Genomic DNA, 22,582 nt, shown 5'->3' with positions numbered 1-22,582 from the left:
ATCCGGCAGGTCACACCGCTGCCGCATGACTGGTGCAGAATCACGGGGCTGCGGCGGGGGCCGCACCAGACATCTTCCGGGGGAACCACACCATGCAACCGACTCCGCGCCGCCTGGCGCTCGCTCTTGCCCTGTCCGCGGCCATCGGCGCCGCCCAGGCCGATTCCACGCCCCAGGGCCTGCCGTTCGCGCAGGACTGGACCGATACCGGGCTGATCACCAGCAACGACGACTGGTCGAACGTGCCCGGCATCGTCGGCTACCTCGGCGGCGACCTGACCTCGGCCAACGGGGTCGACCCGCGCACGGTGCTCGGCGCCGATGCCGCCGGCGTCGTCGACGTGATCGCCAACCAGACCAATACCAGCATCACCAACGGCGGCGTGGCCGAGTTCCACATCGGCAATCCGGTGGTGGGGCTGCAGGGCAGCGGGTCGGCGGATGCGCCCTATCTCAGGATCCACCTCGACACCCGCGGCGCGAGCGGCATCCAGGTGTCCTACCTCCTGCGCGACGTCGACGCTTCGGCGGACGACGCCGCCCAGCAGGTCGCGCTGCACTACCGCGTGGGCGGCATCGGCGACTTCACCAACGTGCCCGAAGCCTACGTGGCCGACGCCAGCAGTCCCGGCGGCACGCGCGACACGCCGGTGTCGGTGACCCTGCCCGCCGACGCCGACAACCAGGCGCTGGTCGAACTGCGGATCATGACCACGAACGCCGCCGGCAACGACGAATGGATCGGCATCGACGACATCAGCGTGGTCGCCGCTGGCGGCGGATCCGTCACGGTGATCAACGTCGGCAACGGCAGCGCGGCCGAGGGCGACTCGGGCACCAGCGAGATGTTCTTCCAGGTCAGCCTGACCCGGCCCGCCGGCCCCGGCGGCGTCAGCTTCGACTATGCGACCGTCGACGGCACGGCGCTGGCCGGCCAGGACTACGTCGCCAAGAGCGGCACCGCGTCCATCGACGAAGGCGACACCTCGGTCTCGCTCTCGGTCAGCGTGATCGGCGACACCGTGGCCGAGCCCGACGAGGCCTTCGGCCTTGCGTTGTCGAACATCTCCGGCGCGGAGGACGGCACCCTCGTTGGCACCGGGACCATCGTCAACGACGATTTCACGATCGTGCCGATCGCCGCCATCCAGGGCCCGGGCGCGACCTCGCCGCTCGCCGGCCAGTCGGTCGTGACCGAGGGCATCGTCACGGCGCGCAAGAACAATGGCTTCTTCATGCAGAGCGCCGACGGCGAGGACGATGGCGACGCCGCCACCTCCGAGGGCATCTTCGTGTTCACCGCGGGCGCGCCGCCGGCGGCGGCCTCGATCGGCCACCGCGTGCGCGTGCAGGCCATGGTGGAGGAATACATCCCCGCCGCCGATCCGTACCAGCTGCCGATGACCGAGCTCACCTTCGCCACCGTCACCCAGCTCGGCACCGGCCATGCGCTGCCGGCGCCGGTGGTGCTGGCGGCCGACAGCGTGCTGCCCGACGGCGACCTTGACCAGCTCGAGGCCTTCGAGGGCATGCGCGTCAGCATCCCCAGCGCCACGGTGGTCGCGCCCACCCGCGGCAACACCAGCGAAGCCAACGCCACGTCGACCGGCAACGGCCAGTTCGCGGTGGTGGTGACCGGCGTGCCGCGCCCGCTGCGCGAGGCCGGCATCCAGGTGCCCGACCCCGATCCGAGCGGCACCACCGCCACCGCCATCCCGCGCTGGGACTTCAACCCCGAAGTCATCGCGGTCGACAGCGACACCATCGGCGCGCCGCAGGCCGACCTGGCCGCCGGCTGCCGGATCGTCGACGGCACCCTGACCGGTCCGCTGGACTACACCTTCCGCCGCTACACGATCTATCCGGAAGGCCCGCTGGCGACGGCCTGTGACGGCCTCGACCAGCCGCGCGGCGCGGTGGTGCCCAGCGAGGACCACGCCACCTTCGCCACCTACAACCTGCAGCGCTTCTTCGACACGGTGAACGACCCCGCCACCAGCGAGCCGGTGCTCACCGCCGACGCGTTCGCGGCCCGGCTCAACAAGGCCTCGCTCGGCATCCGCGCCTACATGCATTCGCCCGACGTCATCGGCGTCAGCGAGGTCGAGAACCTCTCCGCGCTGCAGGCACTCGCCGACAAGATCAACGCCGACGCGGTGGTGCTGGGCGGGCCCGACCCGGGCTACGTCGCCTACCTCGAGGAAGGCAACGACGTCGGCGGCATCGACGTCGGCTTCCTGGTCAAGGCCGGCGACATCGCCGCCGCGCTGCCGCGCGTGGACGTGCTCTCGGTGGAGCAGGTCGGCGCCGACGTCAGCTGGACCTATGCCGGCACCGGCGCCGCCAGCCTGCTCAACGACCGTCCGCCGCTGGTGCTCGACGCGGTGGTGAACTTCGCCGACGGCCGCGCGCTGCCGGTCACCGTGGTCACCGTGCACCAACGCTCGCTCAACGGCGTCGACAGCGAGGAACCGGCCGGTACCGGCACCCTCGGCGACCGCGTGCGCCAGAAGCGCCAGCTGCAGGCGGAGTTCCTCGCCGGCCTGCTGCAGGACCTGCAGGCCGACGATCCCGGGCGCAGCCTGGTGGTGCTGGGCGACTTCAACGCCTTCGAGTTCAACGACGGCTATGCCGACATCATGGGCACCGTGGTCGGCATGCCCTCGGCCGACGACGCCACGGCGGTCAACGGCGACGGCGCCGACCTGGTCGAACCGGACCTGGTCAACGCGACCCACATGCTGGAGCCATCCGAGCGCTATTCGTTCGTGTTCGAGAGCAACGCGCAGTCGCTCGACCACATCCTGGTCAATCAGGCAGCACTGGGCTCGATGATCAACTCGTGGACGATCAGCCACGCCCGCCTCAACGCCGACTTCCCGGAAACCGCGCGCAACGACCCCGACAGCGCCGCGCGCCTGTCCGACCATGACCCCTCGGTGCTGATGCTGCGGCTGCAGGCGGTGCAGTTCGCCGACATGGCCACGGTGGTCGCGGCACCGCAGGCGGCGGTGGCCGTTGGTGGCACGATGACCTGGCAGGTCACCGCGGCCAACGAGGGCCCGGACGCGGCCACGTTCCCCGGACTGGGCCTGGCCGTGGATGCCCATCTGGGCGATTTCGCCATCGCCGCCCCGGCTGGCTGGATCTGCGAAGACCCCGCGCTCGCGGGCGGCGAAACCACCGCCACCTGCACCACGGACGCACTTGCCAACGGCGGCGATGCCGCATTCACCGTGACCGCCACGGCACCGGAAGCGGCGTCGGGGACCGGCATCACCCTGAGCGCTGCGGCCACTTCGCTGACCGACGACCCCGAGGCGGGCAACGACAGCGACAGCGCCACGGTCGCCGTCGATGCACAGGCCGACCTGGCGGTGACGATGGCGGCGGCCGAGCGGATCGTGAGGGGCGCCTGGGGGCACCATTCGATCCAGCTCCGCAACGATGGCCCGGTGGCCGCCAGCGACGTGGTGGTCCGTCTTTCGGCGGGGGTGAGTGAATCCCTCGTCTGGGTCGATAGCCGCCTCGAATGCGTCACCGAGTCGGCCAATCCCTTCCGCGCGCTTTGCGTCCTGGAGGGCCTGTTCGCGCCCGGCCAGACCCACAACCTGCAGTTCATGACCGGGACCGGCGGTCGCCTCACCCCGCCCAGGTACGACGTCACGGTCCAGGTGGAATCGGACGTCCACGATCCCGACACCGGCAACAACGAGGCCCGCGCGCGGATCCAGACCGTCCGCGGCGACTGACGCGCCACCGGAAGCGGCGTGCCCCGCACGCCGCTCCGCCTCCGGCCACGCCACGGACGGCGTTGCCGCAGCGCGCAACGAACCCGAAACGCCCTGCGGGTATCATGTCCGGCTCCCGTGGATGACCGAGCACGTGCCCGCATGAGCGTTGCCGCGACCTTTGAAATCGAATACCTCCAGTACCTTGGCCCGGACGGCACCCTGGTGGCCGACCTGCCCCCGGAGGCCCTTCCGGCGGCGGAAATCCTGCCGCTGTTCAAGCAGATGCTGATGGTGCGCACCTTCGACACCAAGGCCATCGCGCTGCAGCGCACCGGCAAGCTCGGCACCTACGCCGCCTGCCTGGGCCACGAGGCCACGCACATCGGCATCGGCGCCGCGATGCGTCCCGAAGACGTGTTCGCCCCCAGCTACCGTGAATACGGCGCGCAGTTCATGCGCGGCGTGAAGCCCCGCGACGTCCTGATGTACTGGGGCGGCGACGAGCGCGGCAACGATTTCTCCGGCCCGAAGCACGATTTCCCGTGGTGCGTGCCGATCGCCACCCAGTGCCTGCACGCCGCCGGCGCGGCGCTGTCATTCAAGCTCCGCGGCGAAGACCGCGTGGCCGTGACCTGTTGTGGCGACGGCGGCTCGTCGAAGACCGACACCTACGCCGCGATCAACTCGGCCGGCGCCTACGCCCTGCCCTTCATCCAGTGCATCATCAACAACGGCTGGGCGATCTCGGTGCCGCGCAAGTCGCAGACCGGCGCCAAAACGTTGGCGCAGAAGGGCCTGGCCGGCGGCCTGCACTGCCTGCAGGTGGACGGCAACGACCTGTTCGCCGTGCTCGAGGGCATGCGCCGCGCCATGGAGCGCGCGCGCTCGGGCGGCGGCGGCAGCGTGATCGAATTCATGACCTACCGCCTGCACGACCACACCACCGCCGACGACGCCCGCCGCTACCGCGACGAGGCCGAGGTCAAGGACGGCTGGACCCGCGAGCCGATGACCCGCCTGCGCACCTGGCTCAGCGCCCAGGGCGTGTGGGACGAGGCCCAGGAAAAGGCCTGGATCGAAGAGTGCGGCCGCATGGTCGACGTGGAAATCAACGCCTACCTGGAGTGCAAGGTGCAGCCCGTGGAAGCGATGTTCGACTATCTGTATGCCGATCCGCCCGCCGACCTGCTCGAGCAGCGCGCGGCCGCCATCGCCCTGGAGAAGCGCTCGTGAGCGCCGTGGCGAAGGACGCGGCACCCGCCGCCATCACCCTGATCGAAGCAGTGACCCAGGCCCTGGCCTATGAGATGCGCCACGACGACTCGGTCGTGGTGCTGGGCGAGGACGTGGGCGTCAACGGTGGCGTGTTCCGCGCCACCGCCGGCCTGCACGCCGAGTTCGGCGACCTGCGCGTGATCGACACCCCGTTGGACGAGACCACCATCGCCGGCCTGACCGTCGGCATGGCCGCGCAGGGCATGAAGCCGGTGGCCGAGGCCCAGTTCGACGGCTTCGTCTATCCGATGCTCGACCACGTGATCTGCCACGCCGCGCGCTTCCGTTACCGCACCCGCGGCCGGCTGACCTGCCCGATGGTGCTGCGCGTGCCGTGGGGCGGCGGCATCCGCGCGCCTGAGCACCACTCCGAGGCCAACGAGGCGCTGTTCACCAACGTTCCCGGCCTGCGCGTGGTCCTGCCCTCGTCGCCCGCACGTGCCTACGGCCTGCTGCTGGCCGCGATCCGCGAGCCGGATCCGGTGATCTTCTTCGAACCCAAGCGCATCTACCGCCAGTACAAGGAGATCGTGCCCGACGACGGCGAAGCGCTGCCGCTGGACGTGTGCTTCGTGCTGCGCGACGGCACCGACGTGACCCTGGTGACCTGGGGCGCGCAGGTGAAGGAGACGCTCGAGGCCGCCGATGCGCTGGCGAAGGACGGCATCAGCGCCGAGGTCATCGACGTTGCCACGCTCACGCCGCTGGACTTCGACACCATCGCCGAATCCGTGGCCAAGACCGGCCGCTGCGTGATCGTGCACGAGGCCCCCAAGACCGCGGGCTTCGGCGGCGAGATCGCCGCGCGCCTGGCCGAGGAGTGCATGTACGACCTGCTGGCACCGGTCGAGCGCGTCACCGGCTACGACACGCACATCCCGCTGTTCCGGCTTGAAATGAAGTACCTGCCGAGCGTCGAGAAGATCGTCGCCGCGGCGAAGCGGGCGATGGCCGCCGGCTGACCGCCCCGCCCTGCCGGACCGCTGCGCGACGCAGCAGGCGACACGAGCACACCGCAGTCCCTGGCACCGGGTCGGCGAACCGAACGCAACCGCTCCCGCTGGAGCACCAGATTTCCCGAGGACACCATGGCCGACAAAAAGACCTTTTACCTCCCCGACCTCGGCGAAGGCCTGCCCGACGCCACCATCGTCGAGTGGTTCATCAAGGAGGGCGACATCATCCGCCTGGACGAGAACCTGGTGTCGATGGAAACCGCCAAGGCCGTGGTCGACGTGCCTTCGCCGGTCTCGGGCAAGGTACTCAGGCTCGCCGGCGCCGCCGGCGACGTGGTGATCACCGGCGCGATGCTGGCCGAATTCGAGATCGATCCCGGCCTGCCGCAGCGCGCGGAGGGCCAGGACACCGGCCACCACCACGGCGGTGGTGGCGGGCACGGCGTGGGCAGCCAGGACCCGGCGCCCGACGACAAGGTCGTGGCCTCCGACGAGGGCGGCGCGATCAGCGACGCCGGCGAGTCCGCGCCCACGGGCGAGGCCGGCGGCGAGCGCAGCGACAGCGGCACCGTGGTCGGTGCCATGCAGTCGTCGGACGCGGTGCGCAGCGAACAGGCCGTGGCCGTGGGCGGCGTGCGCGCCATGCCCGCCGTGCGCGCGCAGGCGCGCAAGCTCAAGGTCGACATCAGCCGCGTCAACGGCACCGGTACCGACGGCACCGTGACCATGGCCGACGTGAAGCGCGCCGCAGCCGACGGCAGCGCGCCCATGGGCGCGGCCGGTCGCGCTCCTGTGGGAGCGGCTACAGCCGCGACTACCGCAGCGCCGATCGCGGCCATGGCCGCTCCCACAGGTGCAGCAGGAGGGGCCGCCGCCGGCCGCGACGCCGCCGACCGTACCCGCCTCTCCGCCTCCGGCAAGCCCATGCGCACCCAGCCGCCGGGCGTGGTCGCCAGCGGCCAGCCGGAGCAGCTCAAGGGCGTGCGCCGCAACATGGCGCGCGTCATGGCCGCCGCGCACGCGCAGGTCGTGCCGACCACCCTGGTGGACGATGCCGACCTGCACGCCTGGGCCGGCAAGCAGGACATCACCGCGCGCCTGATCCGCGCGATCTGCACCGCGGCCAAGGCCGTGCCCGCGCTCAACGCCTGGTTCGACGGTGACAACCTCACCCGCACCATGCACCCGCAGGTGGATATCGGCATCGCCGTGGACACCGACGACGGCCTGTTCGTGCCGGCGCTGCGCAACGCCGACGTGCTCGACGCCGCCGGCGTGCGTGCCGGAATCCAGCGCCTGCGCGCCCAGGTCGAGGACCGCAGCATCCCGGCCAGCGAGCTTTCGGGCTACACCATCAGCCTGTCGAACTTCGGCATGTTCGCCGGCCGCTACGCCACTCCGGTGGTGGTGCCGCCGTGCGTGGCCATCATCGGCGCCGGCAAGCTGAGTCAGGACGTGGTGGCGGTGATTGGCGGCATCGAGGTGCACCGCCGGATGCCGATCTCGCTGACCTTCGACCACCGCGCCGCGACCGGCGGCGAGGCCGCGCGCTTCCTCAAGGCGCTGCTGGACGACATGGCGCTGGCGAACTGACTCCACCTGCCGCGCCGTGACATCGCCACTCCCGCGAGGGAGTGGCCCGCGGCGTTCAGCCGCCCCGCGCGGCCTGCCTGCGCCCGCGCTCCAGCCACGCGGCCAAGCCCTGCGCGTTGAGTTCGATGTCCATCTCCAGCAGCGCGGGCACCAGCTGTTCTGGGGCGTCGACGCCGTGGATGCGCGCGCGGTCCACGTAGAGCGTCGTCAACGCCTGCTTCAGCGCGGCATGCGCGTCCGGCGCATCGGCCAGGAACTGTGCCAGCGCGACCATCGCGTCAACCTGCTCGACCAGGCGCAGGCCCACGCGCCGGACGTCGCGCACGGCGCCGAAGTGGGTGACGTAGCAGACCTCCGGCTCCGCCGCCAGCAGGCGTCGCACGGAGTCCTTCATCTGCACCGGATCAAACTGCACCGGTGACGTGGTCGGGATCGCGAACGGCCGACCGCCGACGTCGAACTCCCGATAGGAAATGCCGAAGACGTCGCCGGTGAACCAGGCGCGCGTGCGCGCGTCCCACACCGACAGGTGGTGCAGCGCATGCCCGGGCGTGTGCGCCAGCAGCAGCGGGCGGCCCGCCAGGTCCAGCACCTGGCCGTCCGCGGCCTCCAGCACGCGTTCCGCCGGCGCCGGCACCAGCCCGCCGTAGGCACGCTCGAACAGCGCATCGCCGTACACCTGCCGCGCGCTCGCGATCAGCCTGGCCGGATCGACCAGGTGCGGCGCACCGCGCGGATGCACCACCAGGCGCGCGGCGGGCAGTTCGCGCAGCAGCGCGCCGGCACCACCCGCATGGTCGAGGTGGACGTGGGTGGCGATGAGGTAGTCGACGGCATCGCGCGCCACCCCGGCGGCGTCCAGCGCGGCAAGCATGCGCGGCACGCTGTGCAGGGTGCCGCAGTCGATCAGCGCCGCGCGCCCGGCCTCCGCCACCAGGTAGGCGGCGCAGAAGTCCGGTCGCTCGCCGAAGCCGGTGTCGATGATGGTGATGCCGTCGCCCGGATCCACGCCCTGCCCTCCTCAGCGCCGGCGGAACAGCAGCATCCGCAGCACCACCGCGAACAGCATGGCCGCCAGGAACACCCCGTAGCCGAGCGCGGTGGCGAGGATCTGCCGCCACATGCGGCCGTGGGCCGGGTCTGCGATCTGATGCGACCAGTACAGGCTGGCCACGAACACCGCCAGCGCCGCCAGGAGCGCGACCACGTCGTACAGCCGCCGCATGACGCCCCGCGGCTGGCGCGGATAGATCCAGAACAGCGTGGCCAGGATCAGGAACCAGGGCAGGAACAGGATCAGGGTGAGGTTCACTTCGACCAGCGGGTTCATCCCTCGTCTTCCCCGAAGCGCTCAAGCGCCAGCACCAGCGCGGCTGCGTCCACGCCCTCGCCCAGCGCGCCCACGGTCGCGCCGTCGAGCAGGACCTGGCCGGCGTCGTCGATGCGGGGGGGCGCGGTTCCCGCCTTCAGCGCCGCCACCACGCGGCCGCAGTCGCGCGGCGACTCGAAGCCGGCGCCCTGCAGCAGCAGGCGCTCGCCGTCGACGAGCTTGAAGTGGAAGCGGCCATCGGCATCGCGGTACTGCTTGAACACCGGCGGCGCCGGCTTGGCGGCGCCTTCGCCTGCAGGCGAAGGCATCGCGATTCCACCACCGCCAGACGTGCCCAGGTCGCGCAGCCCGACCGCATCGCGCAGCCGCGCCAGCAGCGGCCGCGCGCGCTCGTCGCGCAGGCGTTCGCCGCCCAGGCGCAGCATGCGTTCGATGCCGGCCGGGTCGGCCACCAGTGCCTCGTAGCGCTCGCGCATCGGCGCAAGCTCGGTATCGATGCGCTCGACCAGCCGCTCCTTGGCCTCACCCCAGGAAATGCCATCGGCGAACGCACGGCGCATCGCCCCGGTGTCGTCGGCCCCGGCGAAAGCCTGGTAGAGCTGGAACACGGCCGAGCCCGCGGTGTCCTTCGGCTCGCCCGGCGCACGCGAGTCGGTCACGATCGAGAGCACCAGCTTGCGCAGCGTCTCGCGCGGCGCGAACAGCGGGATGACGTTGTCGTAGCTCTTCGACATCTTGCGGCCGTCCAGGCCCGGCAGGGTCGCGACCTGCTCCTCCACCACCGCCTCGGGCAGGGTGAAGTGCGCGCCATACAGATGGTTGAAGCGCTGCGCGAAGTCGCGCGCCATTTCGATGTGCTGCACCTGGTCGCGGCCCACCGGCACCTTGTGCGCGTTGAACAGCAGGATGTCGGCGGCCATCAGCACCGGGTACATGTAGAGCCCCGCGGTCACGCCGGCATCGTCGTCGCTGCCTTCGGCGCGGTTGCGGTCAACCGCGGCCTTGTAGGCATGGGCGCGGTTGAGCAGCCCCTTGCCCGCCACGCAGGTGAGCAGCCAGGTCAGCTCGGTAGTCTCGGGGATGTCCGACTGGCGATAGAACGCCACGCGCTCCGGATCCAGTCCGCAGGCAATCCAGCTGGCCGCGATCTCCAGCGTCGAACGCTGCACCCGCAGCGGATCCTGGGTGCTGATCAGGGCGTGGTAGTCGGCAAGGAAGAAAAAGCTTTCGACATCGGGTGCCACGCTGGCGACCACCGCGGGGCGGATGGCACCGACGTAGTTGCCCAGGTGCGGGATGCCGGTGGGCTTGATGCCGGTGAGGACGCGCAGGCTCATTCGGGGACCAGGAACGGGAAAACGCCATTCTAGTCCAGTGGCCCGCCGCGGCCCGCCGTTCGGAAGCGAGGTCGTCCCGCCGCAGCCGCCGGATCCCCGGGCAAAAAAAGACGGGCCGGCGAACCGGCCCGTCGATGCTACTCACCTGTTCGGTCAGCCCAGGCCCTTCTCGAAGTCGCGGACCTCGCGCTCGGCGCGGTCACGCTCCCAGCCGTACTGCTCCTGCAGCTTGCCCGCCAGGTATTCGCCATTACCTTCGGCGACATCGAACACATCGTCGGTGAGATCGCCCCACCGCGCCTGCGCCTGGCCCTTGAGCTGGGTCCACTTGCCGGAAATGATGTCCTTGTTCATATGCGTCACCTCGATTGATGGGGGAAAGATCACCGCTGCTGCGGTGGATCTGGATCCATCATGCGGGCCTCCACATGTCGGCAAGGTCAAGATTTTGTTGCCTGGCCTTCACTTGGATGACTGCGGATTCAGCGGGGATCGGTGGCGCCGGTGTCATCGGCCGCTTCTTCGACCTGCTCGCCGACCTTCTGCACGTCCTTGCCAGCACCGGCCATGGTGTTGCAAGCGGAAAGCATGCCGGCGGAAAACAGCGAGACAAAAACGAGGATTGCAATGCGCTTCATGGGAACTCTCCGTTGATGGACGATCACGGGGCGGCGGTGCCCCGTTGCCGCCATCAAACGCAGGTGCGGGTGAAATCCGCGTTGAGGCCGCCACGTCGCGCGTCAGCGTGATCGTCTCCCATTCATATTCGGGGGCTCAGTCGCGCATCAGCGTGGATTTTCCGAACAGGCTTTCCACCAGGTCCACCGCCAGGCGCGCAGTCCGGTTGCGGACGTCCAGCGCCGGGTTCACCTCGACCACGTCCAGCGAATCGGCACCGCCGGCATCGGCGATCATTTCCATCATCAGCTGCGCCTCGCGGTAGTCGAGGCCTCCCGGCACGCGGGTGCCGGTGCCGGGCGCGATGGTGGGATCGAGCACGTCGACGTCGAAGCTGACGTGGAGGTGGGTGTCGTCGCCCATGCCCGCCAGCGCCTCCTCCATCACCTGCTTCATGCCCACTTCGTCGACGTAGCGCATGTCGTAGATGTCCAGGCCGTGCTCTCGGACCAGGCGTTTTTCCTCCAGGTCCACCGAGCGGATGCCGATCTGGCGCACGTCGGCCGGCGAGATCATCGGCCCCTGCCCGCCGAGGTTGACGAGCGCGTCCGGGCCGAGCCCGCACAGGCAGGCGACGGGCATGCCGTGGACGTTGCCCGACGGCGTGATCGCCGAGGTGTTGAAGTCCGCATGGGCGTCGAGCCACAGCACGCGCAGGCGCTTCCCCTGCGCACGGCAATGGCGCGCAACGGCGGTGATCGAGCCCATCGCCAGGCAGTGGTCGCCGCCCAGCATCACCGGCATCCGGCCGGCCGCCAGTTCGGCGCCGGACATCTCCATCACCGCGCGGTTCCATGCCACCACCTCGTCGAGGTGGCGATAGCCGTCCACGGGCGCCTGCCAGGGATTGCGCGGCCCCTGGACGTCGCCGCGATCGACCGCGTCGATGCCGCGCGCGACCAGCGCTTCGACCAGGCCGGCGACGCGCAGCGCCTCGGGCCCCATGGACGCCCCGCGTCGCCCCGCACCGACGTCGGTGGGGACGCCGAACACGGATACGGGCAGCAGTTTCAAGGACATGGGTGCCTCCAGCGGGCGGAACGGGACTTTCCATGATCCTGCAGCGAAGGCGGCAGGTCCAGAATGTGCGCTGTGGCATCGGGCTGAAAATCCACGATGCATGGACGTGCATCGTGGTGCCGGCAGTCCGAATCGAACGGACGACCTACCGCTTACAAGGCGGTTGCTCTACCAGCTGAGCTATGCCGGCACGATGCGCCCGGTGGGGCGCGCGCATTCTAGCGCGCGACGCCCGCGGCGACGACGGGGGCGCAGTCGATGTCCTGCAGCCGCGGTGCCTTCGCGACACGCCGGGCCGCTGCGGCATCAAAGCCGGGACCGGCGGCGACGTCCAGCCAGTGGCTGACATTGGCGTCGCCCAAGGGCTGTGCCGACGCCGGGAAGCCCGCGGCACGCAGCGCGGCCTCGCGGCGGCGGGCGGCCGGCTCGCTGGCGTAACGCCCGAGTGCAATCCCGTTGGCGTCGGCGCCCGAGGGCACGACCAGGAGGTCGTCGAAGCCGGCCTCCCTGATCTTCACGGCCAGTGCGTTGGCCGTGTCGCGGTCGGATTGCGGTGCCATCGCCACGCTCCAACCTCGAGGTGCTTCGACCACGTCGCGCACGCGGGTCCGCGCAGCACCGAGCGGCTGCAGTGCGGCCCGTGCGGCCGCGACCTGGGCGGCATCGGCATATGGGCCGAAGCTCATGCAGCGAAGCGCCGTGGACACTGGCGGGGACACTGGCGGGGACACGGGAGCAGTGTCGGTCGGCGATTGCGCGGGTTCCGGCGATTCGTGCAATCCGCTGCCCTGGCCGTCGTCCTGCACCGCGTCCGGCGTTCCGGCCATCGCGGACTGCTCCGCTTCGCCACGCGGCTCGATTTCCACGGTCGCAGGCCCGTCCACGCGCGATGAGTCCCCGGCCTGCGCCTGTGCCGGCTCACCCAGCAGCAGAAGGCGCGACACGGCATCAGGCTGCACCCACGGCGCCGGCGCCGACGGCCCGGGACGCAGCAGCCACCAGGTGGCGACACCGAAGTTGAGCATGACCAGCAGGACCAGCAGCGCGCGCAGTGACATGCGCGGATTCTAGCCTGTGCCTGCGGGCTGCCGCGCCAGCCGCGCCAGGCCGTCGACGACCAGGGACGGGGCAAGCAGCGCACCCGGCACGTGCGGAAGCAGGTCGCCGGCGCCGCCGCCGTGAAGGAGCACGCCAACCGGCACGCCAGCACGCGCACAGGCCTCGCGACGGCTGCGCTCCACCAGCCCGAGTGCAGCACCCAGGCAGCCTGCGGCGAGCGCATCGGTGGTGTCGCTGGCGAAGACCATGGCGTCGCCGCCGGTCGCCGGAAGCTGCGGTGCGCGCGCATGCAGGGTTTCGCGCATCAGCGTCGGCGAGGGCGCGATGCTGCCGCCATGGTGTTGCCCGTCGGCCGCCAGCAGGTCGACGGTGAGCGCGGTACCGACGCCGATCACGAGCACCCAGCCAGGCTCCCGGGCACGGGCACCCACCAGGGCCAGCGCGCGGTCCACGCCAAGCCGCGCAGGTTCGGCGTAGCCGATCCGCACCCCGGCCATCTCACGCTCCACGCGCACTTCGACCACGCGCGCGGCCCGCGGCACCAGCACCTGAAGCAGCGACGCCCGCAGCGCCGCCGGACCCACGCTGGCCAGCCATGCGACGTCGATCCTGGATGGCAGTGTCGATGACCATGCAGGATCAAGCTCCTCGCCGCCGTGGCCGAAGGCCGCCACCGGGCCGGCGCCACCCGGGTCCAGCGGCGCGAGCTTGAGCCTGGTGTTGCCGAGGTCGAACAGCCAGTCGCTCACGACGTGGCCAGCCGCGTGCGCAGGCCGGCCTCGCCGGCATGGAAATGACGTTCGGTGCCGCCGACGTCCACGCGAAGCGCGCCGTCGGCCGCAAGCCCCAGCGCGTGACCCGCCTGCAGGCCGCTGCCCACGCGCACTTCGATTTCGCGCCCGGCCAGCGCATCCAGCGCCGCGTGTCGCGGCAGGAACGGCGCCAGGCCTTCGCGGTCGAACTGGTCCAGCGCCGGCACCAGGTGCGCAATCAGCGTTGCCGCAAGCGCGCTTCGCGAAGGCCGGCCAGAGTGTGCAAGGGTCGCAAGGTCGCACCAGGGCTGGTCGATCGCGGCCGCCGCCGCAGCGGGCATGCCCACGTTGAGCCCCAGGCCAAGCACCGCCCGCACCGGTCCGGCGTGCTCGCCGCCGCCTTCCACCAACAGGCCACCGAGCTTGCGCAGGGCAGCGCCCGCCGGATCGACGACCACCAGGTCGTTCGGCCACTTGAGTCGCACCATGCCGTATCCAGCCGCGTGCAGGGCCTCGGCGCTGGCAACGCCGGCGACAAGGCCCAGCCCGCCAAGCCGCGCAAGCCCGCCGTCGAACGCGCGCGCCAGCGACAGGTAGAGGTTTGCCGCCAACGGCGAGGTCCAGTCGCGGCCAAGCCGGCCGCGCCCGCCGAGCTGCCGCTCCGCCAGCAGCACGGCCACGCCGCTGTCCGGCGTGCGCCGGCGCAGGAGTTCGCTGTTGGTGGAGTCGATGGTCCAGGCGACTTCCGGCCCCTGCATTCCCGCGCGCAAGCCTGCGGGCAACGCGGCGGCGATTGCTTCGGCATCGAGGAGTTCCAGCGGCGCGTCCAGCGCATAACCATGGCCGCGACGCGCGCTGATCGCGATGCCCGCCGCGCGCAGTGCCTCGACCCGCTTCCACACTGCGGCCCGGGTCAGGCCGTATTCGCGCGCAAGGTCGTCACCGGGGACCGGCCCCGCGGCCAGGCGTAGCAGCAGCGCCTTTTCGACGGCGTCGGTTTCACTCGGCGCGGTGGCAGGGACATGGGCGGACATCCCCGGATTATCACCCCTGAACGCCCGACCTCATCGACACCCGCGTGCCCGTACGCGGGCGTTGTATGATCACGAGGATGCTACTGGTCACCGAACAGGCACCCGCCATGTCCGTCCGCGCCATCCTTGCCATTTCCCTGCTGTCCCTGGCCTGCCAGGCCGAGGCCCGTGAAGCACGCATGGCCGGGGCCGGAGTCGACGGCTCGGGCTGCAGCGCCGACTACCCGACCAGCGGCACCCCGGATGTCGATCCGGCGCGTGCAATCAGGCGCCCCGAGGCTGAAAAGCCGGTCACTCCCCGGGGCGCCGACCCCGACGCGGCGCGGCCGCCGCGCTGGCACAGCTTCCTGCCGGGGATGTTCCGCTAGGCATGGCGTGATCAGGCGCCTGTTCCGGCGCCAGCCCGCCGACGTCGATCCACGCACCTGGCAGGACGTGCGCGAACGCGTGCCATGGGTGGCCGCGCTCGACGATCCCCGCAGCGAACGCCTGCGCACCCTGGCGGCGCGCTTCCTGCACGACAAGACCATCACCCCGCTCGACGGGCTTGAGCTCGACCAGGTCGCCCGTACCACGCTGGCCGCGCTGTCCTGCCTGCCGCTGATGGAGTTCGGTGCCGAAGGCCTGCACGGCTGGTCGCAGCTGCTGGTGTACCCCGATGCGTTCCGGGTCGACCGCAGCCACGTCGATGCCGCCGGGGTGATGCACGAAGGCGAGGACGAACTCGCGGGCGAAGCCTGGGAATACGGCCCGCTGGTGCTCTCATGGGCCGACATCCTGGCCGACCTCGACAGTCCGCGCGACGGCTGCTGCGTGGCGGTGCACGAGATGGTGCACAAGCTCGACGCGCTCGACGGCCTGCTCGACGGCACCCCGCCGCTGCCGCGCGCCTGGCAGCGCGAGTGGGCGCGGGACTTCCAGCAGGCGTACGACGCGTTCGCGGCGCGCGTGGATCGCGGCCTGCACACTGCGCTCGATCCCTACGCGGCCGAGGCGCCGGAGGAGTTCTTCGCGGTCTGCAGCGAGTACCACTTCAGCGATCCGGCGCTGCTCGAACGCGAGCAGCCGGCCGTGGCGACGCACCTGCGCAGGCTGTACGGCCCCTCGCCGTTCGCCGCCGGCTGAGCGCTACAGCCCCGGCGGCAGCCGCACCAGGAAGCGCGCGCCGCCAAGCTCCCGGGACGCCGTGACCTCGAGCTCGCCCCGATAGCCACGAACGATGTCCTGCACGATCGACAGCCCGATGCCATGGCCCTGCACGCGCTCGTCGCCGCGCACGCCGCGCTGCAGCACGTGTGCGATGCGCTCGGCCGGGATGCCCGGGCCATCGTCGTCGACCGCCAGCACCAGGCCGGGGCGTCGCCGCGGCGCGCAGGCGCCCACCTCGACGGTCAGCAGCACCCGCGACTTCGACCACTTGAACGCGTTTTCCAGCAGGTTGCCGAGCAGCTCCTGCAGGTCGCCGGACTCGCCGTGGAAGCGGGCCGCCGGGTCGATCTCGAACTCGCACACGGTGCCCTTGCCGGCGTAGATCTTCTCCAGCCCGCGCACGATCTCCTCGGCGCAGGGCTCGACTTCCACCGGAGCGGCGAACAGCGCGTGGCCTGCCGAGGCCGCGCGGCCGAGCTGGTAGCCCACCAGCTCGTTCATGCGCCGCACCTGGGTTGCGACCTCGTCGCGGAGCTCGTCTTCGCTGGCATCGCTGTCCAGGCGCGTGCGCAGCACCGCCAGCGGCGTCTTCAGGCTGTGCGCAAGGTCGGCCATGGTATTGCGCTGGTGCTCCAGGTTCTGGCGTTCGCTTTCCACCAGCGCGTTGATGCTCTCGGTGAGCGGCTCGAGCTCGCGCGGATGCAGCTCGCTCATGCGGTTGGCCTGGCCCAGCTGCACGCGCTTGAGCTCGGCCTCCACGCGCCGCAGCGGCAGCAGGCTCCAGCGCAGCACCAGCGCCTGCAGCAGCAGCAGGACCAGGCCGGCGATGCCGAGGTACCCCCACAGCGCGGCGCGGAACACGCGCACCTGCTGCGGCAGGGTGCCGGCGTCTTCCATGATGTAGATGGTGTACGGGAATTCGGCCTCGGCGCGCTGCTCCATGTCCCAGATGAAGCCCTTGCCGTAGCGCAGCACTTCGCGCGGGCTGCCATCGGCGCCGGTCATCGGCAGCGGGCCCTCGAACTTCTCGACCCCGCCTTCAAGCAGCTCCGCGTCCGGCAGCTGCGGGCCACGCGTCGATTCCGAGCCCCAGCTGCCCTGCGGCAGCACGACCTCGGCATACAGGCCGCTGTCGGGCCGCTCGAAGCGCGGGTCGGCCTGGGTGTAAGGCGGGATCAGGTTGCCGCCGCGGTCGAACTCGATGTCGCGGGCGTAGGAGGTCGCGTAGTTGCGCAGCCGGTCACGCTGCAGCTGGCCGGCGACGTCGACGAAGGCGCGGTCGAGCGCGTAGCCCGCGGCGGCCAGGAAGGCGAGCAGGCCAAGGCTTGCGGCCAGCAGCTGGCGTGCCTGCAGCGAACGCGGGCGCCAGGCCAATCTCCGATCCTTGCGCGCCTGCGCCACGCCGCCCTCCCCTGCACGCCGGGCGCGCAGCGCGCGCCCGCCGGGCTCAGCCTTCGTTGCTGCGCGGGATCGCGAAGCGGTAGCCGCGGCCGCGCACGGTCTCGATCGGCTTCAGCGTGCCGTCCGGGTCCAGCTTCTTGCGCAGGCGGCCGATGAAGACCTCAAGCACGTTGGAGTCGCGGTCGAAGTCCTGCTGGTAGATGTGCTCGGTCAGGTCGGCCTTCGAGACCAGCTCACCGGCGTGCATCATCAGGTATTCCAGCACCTTGTACTCGTAGCTGGTGAGGTCGACGTTGGCGCCGTCGACGCTGACCGTCTGCGCGGCCAGGTCCAGCACCACCGCGCCGCATTCCAGCGTCGGCTTGCTCCAGCCCGCGGCGCGGCGCACCAGTGCGTTGATGCGCGCCAGCAGCTCCTCGACGTGGAAGGGCTTGACCAGGTAGTCGTCGGCGCCCTGCTTCAGGCCGTCGACCTTGTCCTGCCAGCTCGAGCGCGCGGTCAGGATCAGCACCGGGAACTGCTTGCCCTCGTCGCGCAGGGCCTTGATCAGCTCCATGCCCGACATCTTCGGCAGGCCGAGGTCGATGATGCCGACGTCGAACGGGACTTCGCGTCCCATGTACAGGCCCTCTTCGCCGTCCTGCGCGGCATCCACGGCATAGCCCTCGCGTTTCAGGCGCGCGGCCAGGGTCTCCCGCAGGGGAGCTTCGTCTTCGACCAGAAGGATGCGCATCGGTTTCTCCGGTATGTCCCGGCGCCGGGTTGTCGTCGCGGGGAGAGTTGCAGGCTAGGGTGCGAATTCAGTCGTCGTCGCCACGTGTAGGCGCGGGCCGCGGCATGCGGCGTGGGCGGGCGGATGGATCGTCCATGTAGACCCGGACCCGTCCGCCCTCATCCACCACCTTCACCCGGTTCAGGCTGCGGCCGTCGAACGAAATCGGCTCGGCGCTCAGCACCTGGCCACCGGTCCGCGCGCGCACGCGGCGAACCGAGTCGGCCAGCGCGTCCGGGCGGCCTCGCGACGATCGCGCAGACGGCGCCGGCCGGGCGGGCTGTTCAACGGCGCGCGGTGGCGCAGCGCGAGAGCCGCGCGCCTGTCGACGGCCGTCATCGGCATGCACCGCGCCGGCCAGCATGAATGCGGCGGCAAGGCACAGCGTCGGCGACAGATAACGAGCGGTCATGGAAACCATTTTCCAGAGAATACAGAAAGTTACGCACGCACACAGCGAGCCACGGCAGGAGCGTTCAGATGATTCTCGGAGTCGGGCGGTGAATTGCCACTTAACTTTTCCCATGGCCCGCAGGCCCCGTTCATATCGGGCCTGTTCCTGCCCCCGCGCCTCAGTAGATCTCCGCCACGCAGCAGCGCAGCGAGCCGCCGGCGGCCTCGATCGCATCAAGTGGAACCGCGCGGACCTCGAAGCCGGCGTCCGCGAGCGCGCGGCGGCTGGCCGGGTCCAGGGCATCGCAGGCCCGCCGGCTCATCCACACGACGTCATCGGTCAGGCTGATGGCATTGCCGGCGAACGCCGCCTGCGCGGCTGGTGGAAGCAGGATGGCGTGCGGTGCATACAGCGTGGCGATGGCGTCGACCACGCCCGGGTCGGCGAATCCGGCAGGGCAGATGATCGCCGCGCGCCCGGCCAGCACCGCGAGCACGACGTTGGTGTGGTATTCGCCGGGCGCGAGGTCGAACAGCAGCGTGGCGCGCAGCCCCAGGGCCTCGTGCATCAGGCGCGCGCCCTCTTCGTCGCAGCGCTCGGAGAGGCCGCACAGGCCGATTCCGCGGGCGCGGTCGATGACCATCGCGCCGGTCAGTTCGCCGGGATGCGGCTGCGTGGACAGGTCCCGCACCGCGTAGCCGAGGACATCGCGGAAGAAGCCGCGGATGTCGGCGCGACCCGCCTCGCGCCGTCGCACCGCGTGGCGCATGCGGCCAACCACCAGCGCACCGGGCACGGTGGCGAAGACATTGTTGGGGAACAGCGCATCCGGAGCCCCTGGGTCGCCCGGGAAGCACAGCGTCGGCAGCACCGACGACAGCGCGCGCTGCAGGTCGCGGTGCTGCGCCGAGGCACGCACCGCGTCGAAGCCTTCGGCCGTGGCCATGTAGCGATTGTCGGTGGCGGACTCGGCGGCATGGCCGAAGCCGTCGGGTGCGACCAGGAAGGCGGCGCGCGCGGTGGCCGGGCCGAAGTCCGGGGCGCAGTCGCGGGCGAAGGCGAGGAAGCGGGCGATGTCGCGGGTCGGCATGGACGTGCTCTCGGGAATCGGGGAGGGGACGCGGAGCGGAGTTTCAGGCCCCGGACCGGCCATCGTCGACGGTGACCGCGATCGCCTCCTCCACCAGCGACCAGTCGGCGCCGGGGCGGTGCGCCCCTTCGCTCAGCACCTGGCGGAACGCACGCCCGCCGCGCTGGCCGTGGAACAGGCCGAGCACGTGGCGGGTGATGTGCTTGAGCTGCGCGCCACGCGCGAGCTGCGCTTCGACGTAGGGTCGCATCGAGCGCAGCACGTCGGCGCGCGTCGACAGCGTACCGCCGTACCAGGCGACGTCCAGCCGGTGCAGCAGCCACGGATCGTGGTAGGCGGCGCGGCCGAGCATGGCGCCGTCCGCGTGCTCGAGGTGGGAGGTCGCCTCGCCTTCGTCGGCAATGCCGCCATTGACGATGACGGACAGCGCCGGCCGCTCGCGCTTGAGCGCATACGCCCAGTCATAGCGCAGCGGCGGCACTTCGCGGTTCTCCTTCGGCGACAGCCCCTTGAGCCACGCGTTGCGCGCGTGGACCACGAAGGTGCGGCAGCCGGCGGCGGCGACGGTGTCGATGAAGGCGAGGAAGCGCGCGTAGTCGTGGTCGTCATCCACGCCCAGCCGGCACTTCACGGTCACCGGCACGTCGCAGGCGGCGATCATCGCGGCGACGCCGTCGGCAACCAGCGCCGGCTCGCGCATCAGGCAGGCGCCGAAGCGCCCGGCCTGAACCCGGTCCGACGGACAGCCGCAGTTGAGGTTGACCTCGTCGAAGCCGTGCTCGGCGCCGATGCGCGCGGCCTGCGCCAGCAGCGCCGGCTCGCTGCCGCCGAGCTGCAGCGCGACGGGATGTTCGGCCGGGTCCATGGCCAGGAGTTTGGCCCGGTCGCCGTGGATCACGGCGTTGGCGTGCACCATCTCGGAGTACAGCCGCGCATGCGGCGCCAGCAGGCGATGGAAGACGCGGCAATGGCTGTCGGTCCAGTCCATCATCGGCGCGACGGACAGGCGGATGGAGGCGTCGTAGCGCGGATTTCCGCGCGATTCCGCGGCTGGATCCTGGGTTCCGGCGTGCCCGGTTGCGGTCATGGTCGTGGTCGGGCCAGGCGGCTTTCGCCGCGGCAGCGGTGGAGAAGCAGTACAGATTACAGGGCCATGGGCGATACAGGCCCGCGCGGCGCCGGCATCAATCGCCGCCTGGCAGTGGCCGGCCCCAATGCGCGTAGCTTTGTTCGATGCCCTGGCGCAGGCGCTTCGCGCGCTCGTCGCCGGGCTCGACCCCGAACCCGCGCGCGATCGCTTCCCAGCCGCCATCGCCACGGCCCTGCCAGGCTTCGATCACGCCGCGGCACGGACGCCCCGACACGCGGGCCAGGGCGCAGGCGTAATAGAGGTCGCCGGGCGCGCGCTCCTCACCGAGAAGCTTTTCCAGCAGCGGCCGCGGCGCGTCGAAATAACGCTCCAGCTCGTCGACGAAAGCCCCGGGGTAGCGCGCTGCATAGACGTTGATGTCCGCAAGGCGCGCGTCGACCACGGCATCGCCGGTACGCGGCGCCCAAGCGGCATCGGTATCGGCATCGGCATCGGCTGCCAGGTCGGCGGCATCGGCCGCAGCAGCGTCCTGCGCCTGGGCCGCACCCGCCAGCAGCAGGCAAAGGAGGCAGGAAAACAATAACGGCAGTCGATTGTTCACGATGTGGTCCTCTGTCAGGGATCGCGGCGGGCGGGCAACAGGATGTCGTGTTCGCGCCCCGGGAACACGCGGCCGCGGAGGTCGCGCACCTGCAGAACGCCGCCGTGCACCAGCGCATAGCGACGCAGGCCGCCTGTGCCCGGCTCGAGACTGAGCATCGATCGCTCAAGTTGCCATTCGCCGGTTTCCTCGAAGCTGACGCTGCCATCCAGGGCCACGTACACCTCGACCAGTTCGTACAGCTGCTGGCCGCCGCGGCGCTCCAGCACCAGCCGGGTATCGATGGCTTCGCAGTCCGCACAGGGCAGGCTGCCGCGCCACTCGACCGCGTCCTGTCCCGCACCCAGGCCGGGCAGGCTGGCGTGGCTGGCGGCATCATCCTCGCGCATGCAGGCGGACAGCAGGCCGGCAAGCAGTAGCGCGAGAGCGGAAGCGTGGGCGCGTGGCATGCGCTGATTGTGCAGCAGCCCGGCTGCGCACGCTGCGGCGCGCGGCCCAGGCGGCAGCGTCAGGCGGCCACGATCAGGCGCAGGGCGGCCGGCAGTGCGGCGGCGGATCCAAGCGTTCGCAGGCGTGCCGCGTGGGCCGTCGACACCTCGGCCTCGCGCTCGTGGACCCAGGTCAGGTGATAGGGCACATGCACGCCCCAGCCGCCGAGTTCGAGCACCGGTGCGATGTCGGAGCGCAGCGAATTGCCCACCATCACGAACTCCTCCGGCGCAATCGCGAATTCTTCAAGCAGCCGGCGATAGGTCGACACGTCCTTCTCGCTGACGATCTCGATGCGCCGGAACAGGCTCGACATCCCCGAATCGCGCACCTTGGCCTCCTGGTGGAACAGGTCGCCCTTGGTGATCAGTACGACCGGGAGGTCGGATGCCACCGCTTCGACCGCGTCGCGCACGCCGGGCAGCAGCTCCACCGGGTGGCGCAGCAGCGCCTTGGCCAGCGCGACGATGCGGTGCAGGTCGGCAGCGCTGATGCGGCCTTCGGTAATGTCGATCGCGGCCTCGATCATGGACAGGGCCATGCCCTTCACGCCGTAGCCGAACACCGCGAGATTGGCCTTCTCGACCGCGTACAGGCGCTCGCTGGTGCGCGCGTCGCCGTTGACGTAGCCGGCGATGATGGTTTCGAAGTCGTCCTGCGCGCGGTCGAAATAGTCCTGGCTGCGCCAGAGGGTGTCGTCGGCGTCGAAGCCGACCATCTTGATGTTGGCCATGGGCCGATTATCCGGGAAAGGCGTGGCGGCGGGCATCTCCGCCGCCACGCACCGGCTACGGCACGCCCCGGCAGGACGTGCCGCGCCGCACGCCG

22 protein-coding genes, 1 tRNA gene and 1 pseudogene are annotated in these 22,582 nt (G+C 70.8%); 6 read left to right on the top strand and 18 right to left on the bottom strand.

From position 1 onward, the window contains the following. Positions 1 to 92: 92 nt before the first annotated feature. The 4 genes from ACW7G5_RS11570 (at position 93) to ACW7G5_RS11555 (ending at position 7,558) form a co-directional block, all read left to right on the top strand. The gene (locus tag ACW7G5_RS11570) at positions 93 to 3,752 is read left to right on the top strand and encodes a Calx-beta domain-containing protein (protein WP_457004649.1); all 3,660 of its coding nucleotides are present in this window, start codon (positions 93 to 95) and stop codon (positions 3,750 to 3,752) included. A gap of 141 nt (positions 3,753 to 3,893) precedes the next feature. Beyond that, positions 3,894 to 4,967, top strand: a complete 1,074-nt coding sequence (gene pdhA / locus ACW7G5_RS11565) for a pyruvate dehydrogenase (acetyl-transferring) E1 component subunit alpha (protein WP_457004647.1) — start codon at positions 3,894 to 3,896, stop codon at positions 4,965 to 4,967. Further along, positions 4,964 to 5,971, top strand: coding sequence for an alpha-ketoacid dehydrogenase subunit beta (locus ACW7G5_RS11560; protein ID WP_457004645.1), 1,008 nt, complete (start codon positions 4,964 to 4,966; stop codon positions 5,969 to 5,971). The genes pdhA and ACW7G5_RS11560 overlap by 4 nt, the downstream gene beginning before the upstream one ends. Positions 5,972 to 6,097: 126 nt before the next feature. Next, positions 6,098 to 7,558 carry a dihydrolipoamide acetyltransferase family protein gene (locus ACW7G5_RS11555; protein WP_457004643.1) on the top strand — a complete coding sequence of 487 codons (1,461 nt, stop codon included), beginning with the start codon at positions 6,098 to 6,100 and terminating at the stop codon, positions 7,556 to 7,558. 55 nt (positions 7,559 to 7,613) lie between these two features. Here the strand turns inward: ACW7G5_RS11555 and ACW7G5_RS11550 are convergent, their stop codons facing one another. The 10 genes and pseudogenes from ACW7G5_RS11550 to ACW7G5_RS11505 form a co-directional block, all read right to left on the bottom strand. Beyond that, a complete protein-coding gene (locus tag ACW7G5_RS11550) occupies positions 7,614 to 8,567 on the bottom strand; it encodes an MBL fold metallo-hydrolase (protein ID WP_457004641.1) in 954 nt (317 codons plus the stop codon). 12 nt (positions 8,568 to 8,579) lie between these two features. Next, positions 8,580 to 8,888: a hypothetical protein gene (locus ACW7G5_RS11545; protein ID WP_457004639.1), complete on the bottom strand. Its 309-nt coding sequence runs from the start codon at positions 8,886 to 8,888 to the stop codon at positions 8,580 to 8,582. 134 nt (positions 8,889 to 9,022) lie between these two features. Further along, positions 9,023 to 10,225 (bottom strand): annotated as a pseudogene (locus ACW7G5_RS11540) (tryptophan--tRNA ligase); the annotation flags it as partial. Positions 10,226 to 10,378: 153 nt separating this feature from the next. Further along, positions 10,379 to 10,579 carry a CsbD family protein gene (locus tag ACW7G5_RS11535; RefSeq protein WP_457004637.1) on the bottom strand — a complete coding sequence of 67 codons (201 nt, stop codon included), beginning with the start codon at positions 10,577 to 10,579 and terminating at the stop codon, positions 10,379 to 10,381. A gap of 128 nt (positions 10,580 to 10,707) precedes the next feature. After that, positions 10,708 to 10,863 (bottom strand): entericidin A/B family lipoprotein, encoded by a 156-nt coding sequence (locus tag ACW7G5_RS11530; protein ID WP_457004635.1) that lies wholly within the window; start codon positions 10,861 to 10,863, stop codon positions 10,708 to 10,710. 136 nt (positions 10,864 to 10,999) lie between these two features. Beyond that, on the bottom strand, positions 11,000 to 11,923 hold the full coding sequence (rocF, locus tag ACW7G5_RS11525) for an arginase (protein ID WP_457004633.1): 924 nt from the start codon (positions 11,921 to 11,923) through the stop codon (positions 11,000 to 11,002). Between the two features lie 114 nt (positions 11,924 to 12,037). Next, positions 12,038 to 12,113, bottom strand: a tRNA-Thr gene (locus ACW7G5_RS11520). Positions 12,114 to 12,141: 28 nt separating this feature from the next. Further along, positions 12,142 to 12,981, bottom strand: coding sequence for an SPOR domain-containing protein (locus ACW7G5_RS11515; RefSeq protein ID WP_457004631.1), 840 nt, complete (start codon positions 12,979 to 12,981; stop codon positions 12,142 to 12,144). Between the two features lie 9 nt (positions 12,982 to 12,990). Continuing rightward, on the bottom strand, positions 12,991 to 13,731 hold the full coding sequence (locus tag ACW7G5_RS11510) for a type III pantothenate kinase (RefSeq protein ID WP_457004629.1): 741 nt from the start codon (positions 13,729 to 13,731) through the stop codon (positions 12,991 to 12,993). Continuing rightward, entirely contained in the window at positions 13,728 to 14,768 is a 1,041-nt protein-coding gene (locus ACW7G5_RS11505; protein ID WP_457004627.1) for a biotin--[acetyl-CoA-carboxylase] ligase, read from the bottom strand. Before ACW7G5_RS11505 ends, ACW7G5_RS11510 begins: the two co-directional genes overlap by 4 nt. 107 nt (positions 14,769 to 14,875) lie before the next feature. Between ACW7G5_RS11505 and ACW7G5_RS11500 the strand changes: the two genes are divergently transcribed. Both ACW7G5_RS11500 and ACW7G5_RS11495 read left to right on the top strand, forming a co-directional pair. Further along, positions 14,876 to 15,136, top strand: a complete 261-nt coding sequence (locus ACW7G5_RS11500; protein ID WP_457004625.1) for a hypothetical protein — start codon at positions 14,876 to 14,878, stop codon at positions 15,134 to 15,136. 7 nt (positions 15,137 to 15,143) lie between these two features. Next, on the top strand, positions 15,144 to 15,893 hold the full coding sequence (locus ACW7G5_RS11495; RefSeq protein WP_457004624.1) for a M90 family metallopeptidase: 750 nt from the start codon (positions 15,144 to 15,146) through the stop codon (positions 15,891 to 15,893). A 3-nt stretch (positions 15,894 to 15,896) separates the two neighbouring features. Here the strand turns inward: ACW7G5_RS11495 and ACW7G5_RS11490 are convergent, their stop codons facing one another. The 8 genes from ACW7G5_RS11490 to ACW7G5_RS11455 form a co-directional block, all read right to left on the bottom strand. After that, positions 15,897 to 17,291 carry an ATP-binding protein gene (locus ACW7G5_RS11490; RefSeq protein WP_457004622.1) on the bottom strand — a complete coding sequence of 465 codons (1,395 nt, stop codon included), beginning with the start codon at positions 17,289 to 17,291 and terminating at the stop codon, positions 15,897 to 15,899. A gap of 73 nt (positions 17,292 to 17,364) precedes the next feature. Then, a complete protein-coding gene (locus ACW7G5_RS11485; RefSeq protein WP_457004620.1) occupies positions 17,365 to 18,051 on the bottom strand; it encodes a response regulator transcription factor in 687 nt (228 codons plus the stop codon). Positions 18,052 to 18,118: 67 nt separating this feature from the next. Further along, a complete protein-coding gene (locus ACW7G5_RS11480) occupies positions 18,119 to 18,502 on the bottom strand; it encodes a hypothetical protein (RefSeq protein WP_457004618.1) in 384 nt (127 codons plus the stop codon). Between the two features lie 160 nt (positions 18,503 to 18,662). Then, complete coding sequence (locus ACW7G5_RS11475; RefSeq protein WP_457004617.1) at positions 18,663 to 19,574, bottom strand: arginine deiminase-related protein; 912 nt, start codon at positions 19,572 to 19,574, stop codon at positions 18,663 to 18,665. A 43-nt stretch (positions 19,575 to 19,617) separates the two neighbouring features. Further along, positions 19,618 to 20,661, bottom strand: a complete 1,044-nt coding sequence (dusA, locus tag ACW7G5_RS11470) for a tRNA dihydrouridine(20/20a) synthase DusA (RefSeq protein ID WP_457004616.1) — start codon at positions 20,659 to 20,661, stop codon at positions 19,618 to 19,620. A 97-nt stretch (positions 20,662 to 20,758) separates the two neighbouring features. Next, complete coding sequence (locus ACW7G5_RS11465; RefSeq protein ID WP_457004615.1) at positions 20,759 to 21,265, bottom strand: hypothetical protein; 507 nt, start codon at positions 21,263 to 21,265, stop codon at positions 20,759 to 20,761. A 14-nt stretch (positions 21,266 to 21,279) separates the two neighbouring features. Beyond that, on the bottom strand, positions 21,280 to 21,714 hold the full coding sequence (locus ACW7G5_RS11460) for a copper resistance protein NlpE N-terminal domain-containing protein (protein WP_457004614.1): 435 nt from the start codon (positions 21,712 to 21,714) through the stop codon (positions 21,280 to 21,282). Between the two features lie 59 nt (positions 21,715 to 21,773). Further along, entirely contained in the window at positions 21,774 to 22,487 is a 714-nt protein-coding gene (locus tag ACW7G5_RS11455; protein WP_457004612.1) for an HAD family hydrolase, read from the bottom strand. Positions 22,488 to 22,582 lie beyond the last annotated feature (95 nt).

Source organism: Luteimonas sp. A501, assembly GCF_054052085.1.
Note: the sequence above shows the minus strand (reverse complement) of the source record. Positions and strands in the feature narration are given on the sequence as shown.

Excerpts from the sequence above, each read along its gene's own strand:
- ACW7G5_RS11570 (WP_457004649.1), top strand. The coding sequence starts at position 93 with ATGCAACCGACTCCGCGCCGCCTGGCGCTCGCTCTTGCCCTGTCCGCG.
- pdhA (WP_457004647.1), top strand. The coding sequence starts at position 3,894 with ATGAGCGTTGCCGCGACCTTTGAAATCGAATACCTCCAGTACCTTGGC.
- ACW7G5_RS11555 (WP_457004643.1), top strand. The coding sequence starts at position 6,098 with ATGGCCGACAAAAAGACCTTTTACCTCCCCGACCTCGGCGAAGGCCTG.
- ACW7G5_RS11545 (WP_457004639.1), bottom strand. The coding sequence starts at position 8,888 with ATGAACCCGCTGGTCGAAGTGAACCTCACCCTGATCCTGTTCCTGCCC.
- ACW7G5_RS11535 (WP_457004637.1), bottom strand. The coding sequence starts at position 10,579 with ATGAACAAGGACATCATTTCCGGCAAGTGGACCCAGCTCAAGGGCCAG.
- ACW7G5_RS11530 (WP_457004635.1), bottom strand. The coding sequence starts at position 10,863 with ATGAAGCGCATTGCAATCCTCGTTTTTGTCTCGCTGTTTTCCGCCGGC.
- rocF (WP_457004633.1), bottom strand. The coding sequence starts at position 11,923 with ATGTCCTTGAAACTGCTGCCCGTATCCGTGTTCGGCGTCCCCACCGAC.
- ACW7G5_RS11515 (WP_457004631.1), bottom strand. The coding sequence starts at position 12,981 with ATGTCACTGCGCGCGCTGCTGGTCCTGCTGGTCATGCTCAACTTCGGT.
- ACW7G5_RS11505 (WP_457004627.1), bottom strand. The coding sequence starts at position 14,768 with ATGTCCGCCCATGTCCCTGCCACCGCGCCGAGTGAAACCGACGCCGTC.
- ACW7G5_RS11500 (WP_457004625.1), top strand. The coding sequence starts at position 14,876 with ATGTCCGTCCGCGCCATCCTTGCCATTTCCCTGCTGTCCCTGGCCTGC.
- ACW7G5_RS11485 (WP_457004620.1), bottom strand. The coding sequence starts at position 18,051 with ATGCGCATCCTTCTGGTCGAAGACGAAGCTCCCCTGCGGGAGACCCTG.
- ACW7G5_RS11480 (WP_457004618.1), bottom strand. The coding sequence starts at position 18,502 with ATGACCGCTCGTTATCTGTCGCCGACGCTGTGCCTTGCCGCCGCATTC.
- ACW7G5_RS11475 (WP_457004617.1), bottom strand. The coding sequence starts at position 19,574 with ATGCCGACCCGCGACATCGCCCGCTTCCTCGCCTTCGCCCGCGACTGC.
- dusA (WP_457004616.1), bottom strand. The coding sequence starts at position 20,661 with ATGACCGCAACCGGGCACGCCGGAACCCAGGATCCAGCCGCGGAATCG.
- ACW7G5_RS11460 (WP_457004614.1), bottom strand. The coding sequence starts at position 21,714 with ATGCCACGCGCCCACGCTTCCGCTCTCGCGCTACTGCTTGCCGGCCTG.
- ACW7G5_RS11455 (WP_457004612.1), bottom strand. The coding sequence starts at position 22,487 with ATGGCCAACATCAAGATGGTCGGCTTCGACGCCGACGACACCCTCTGG.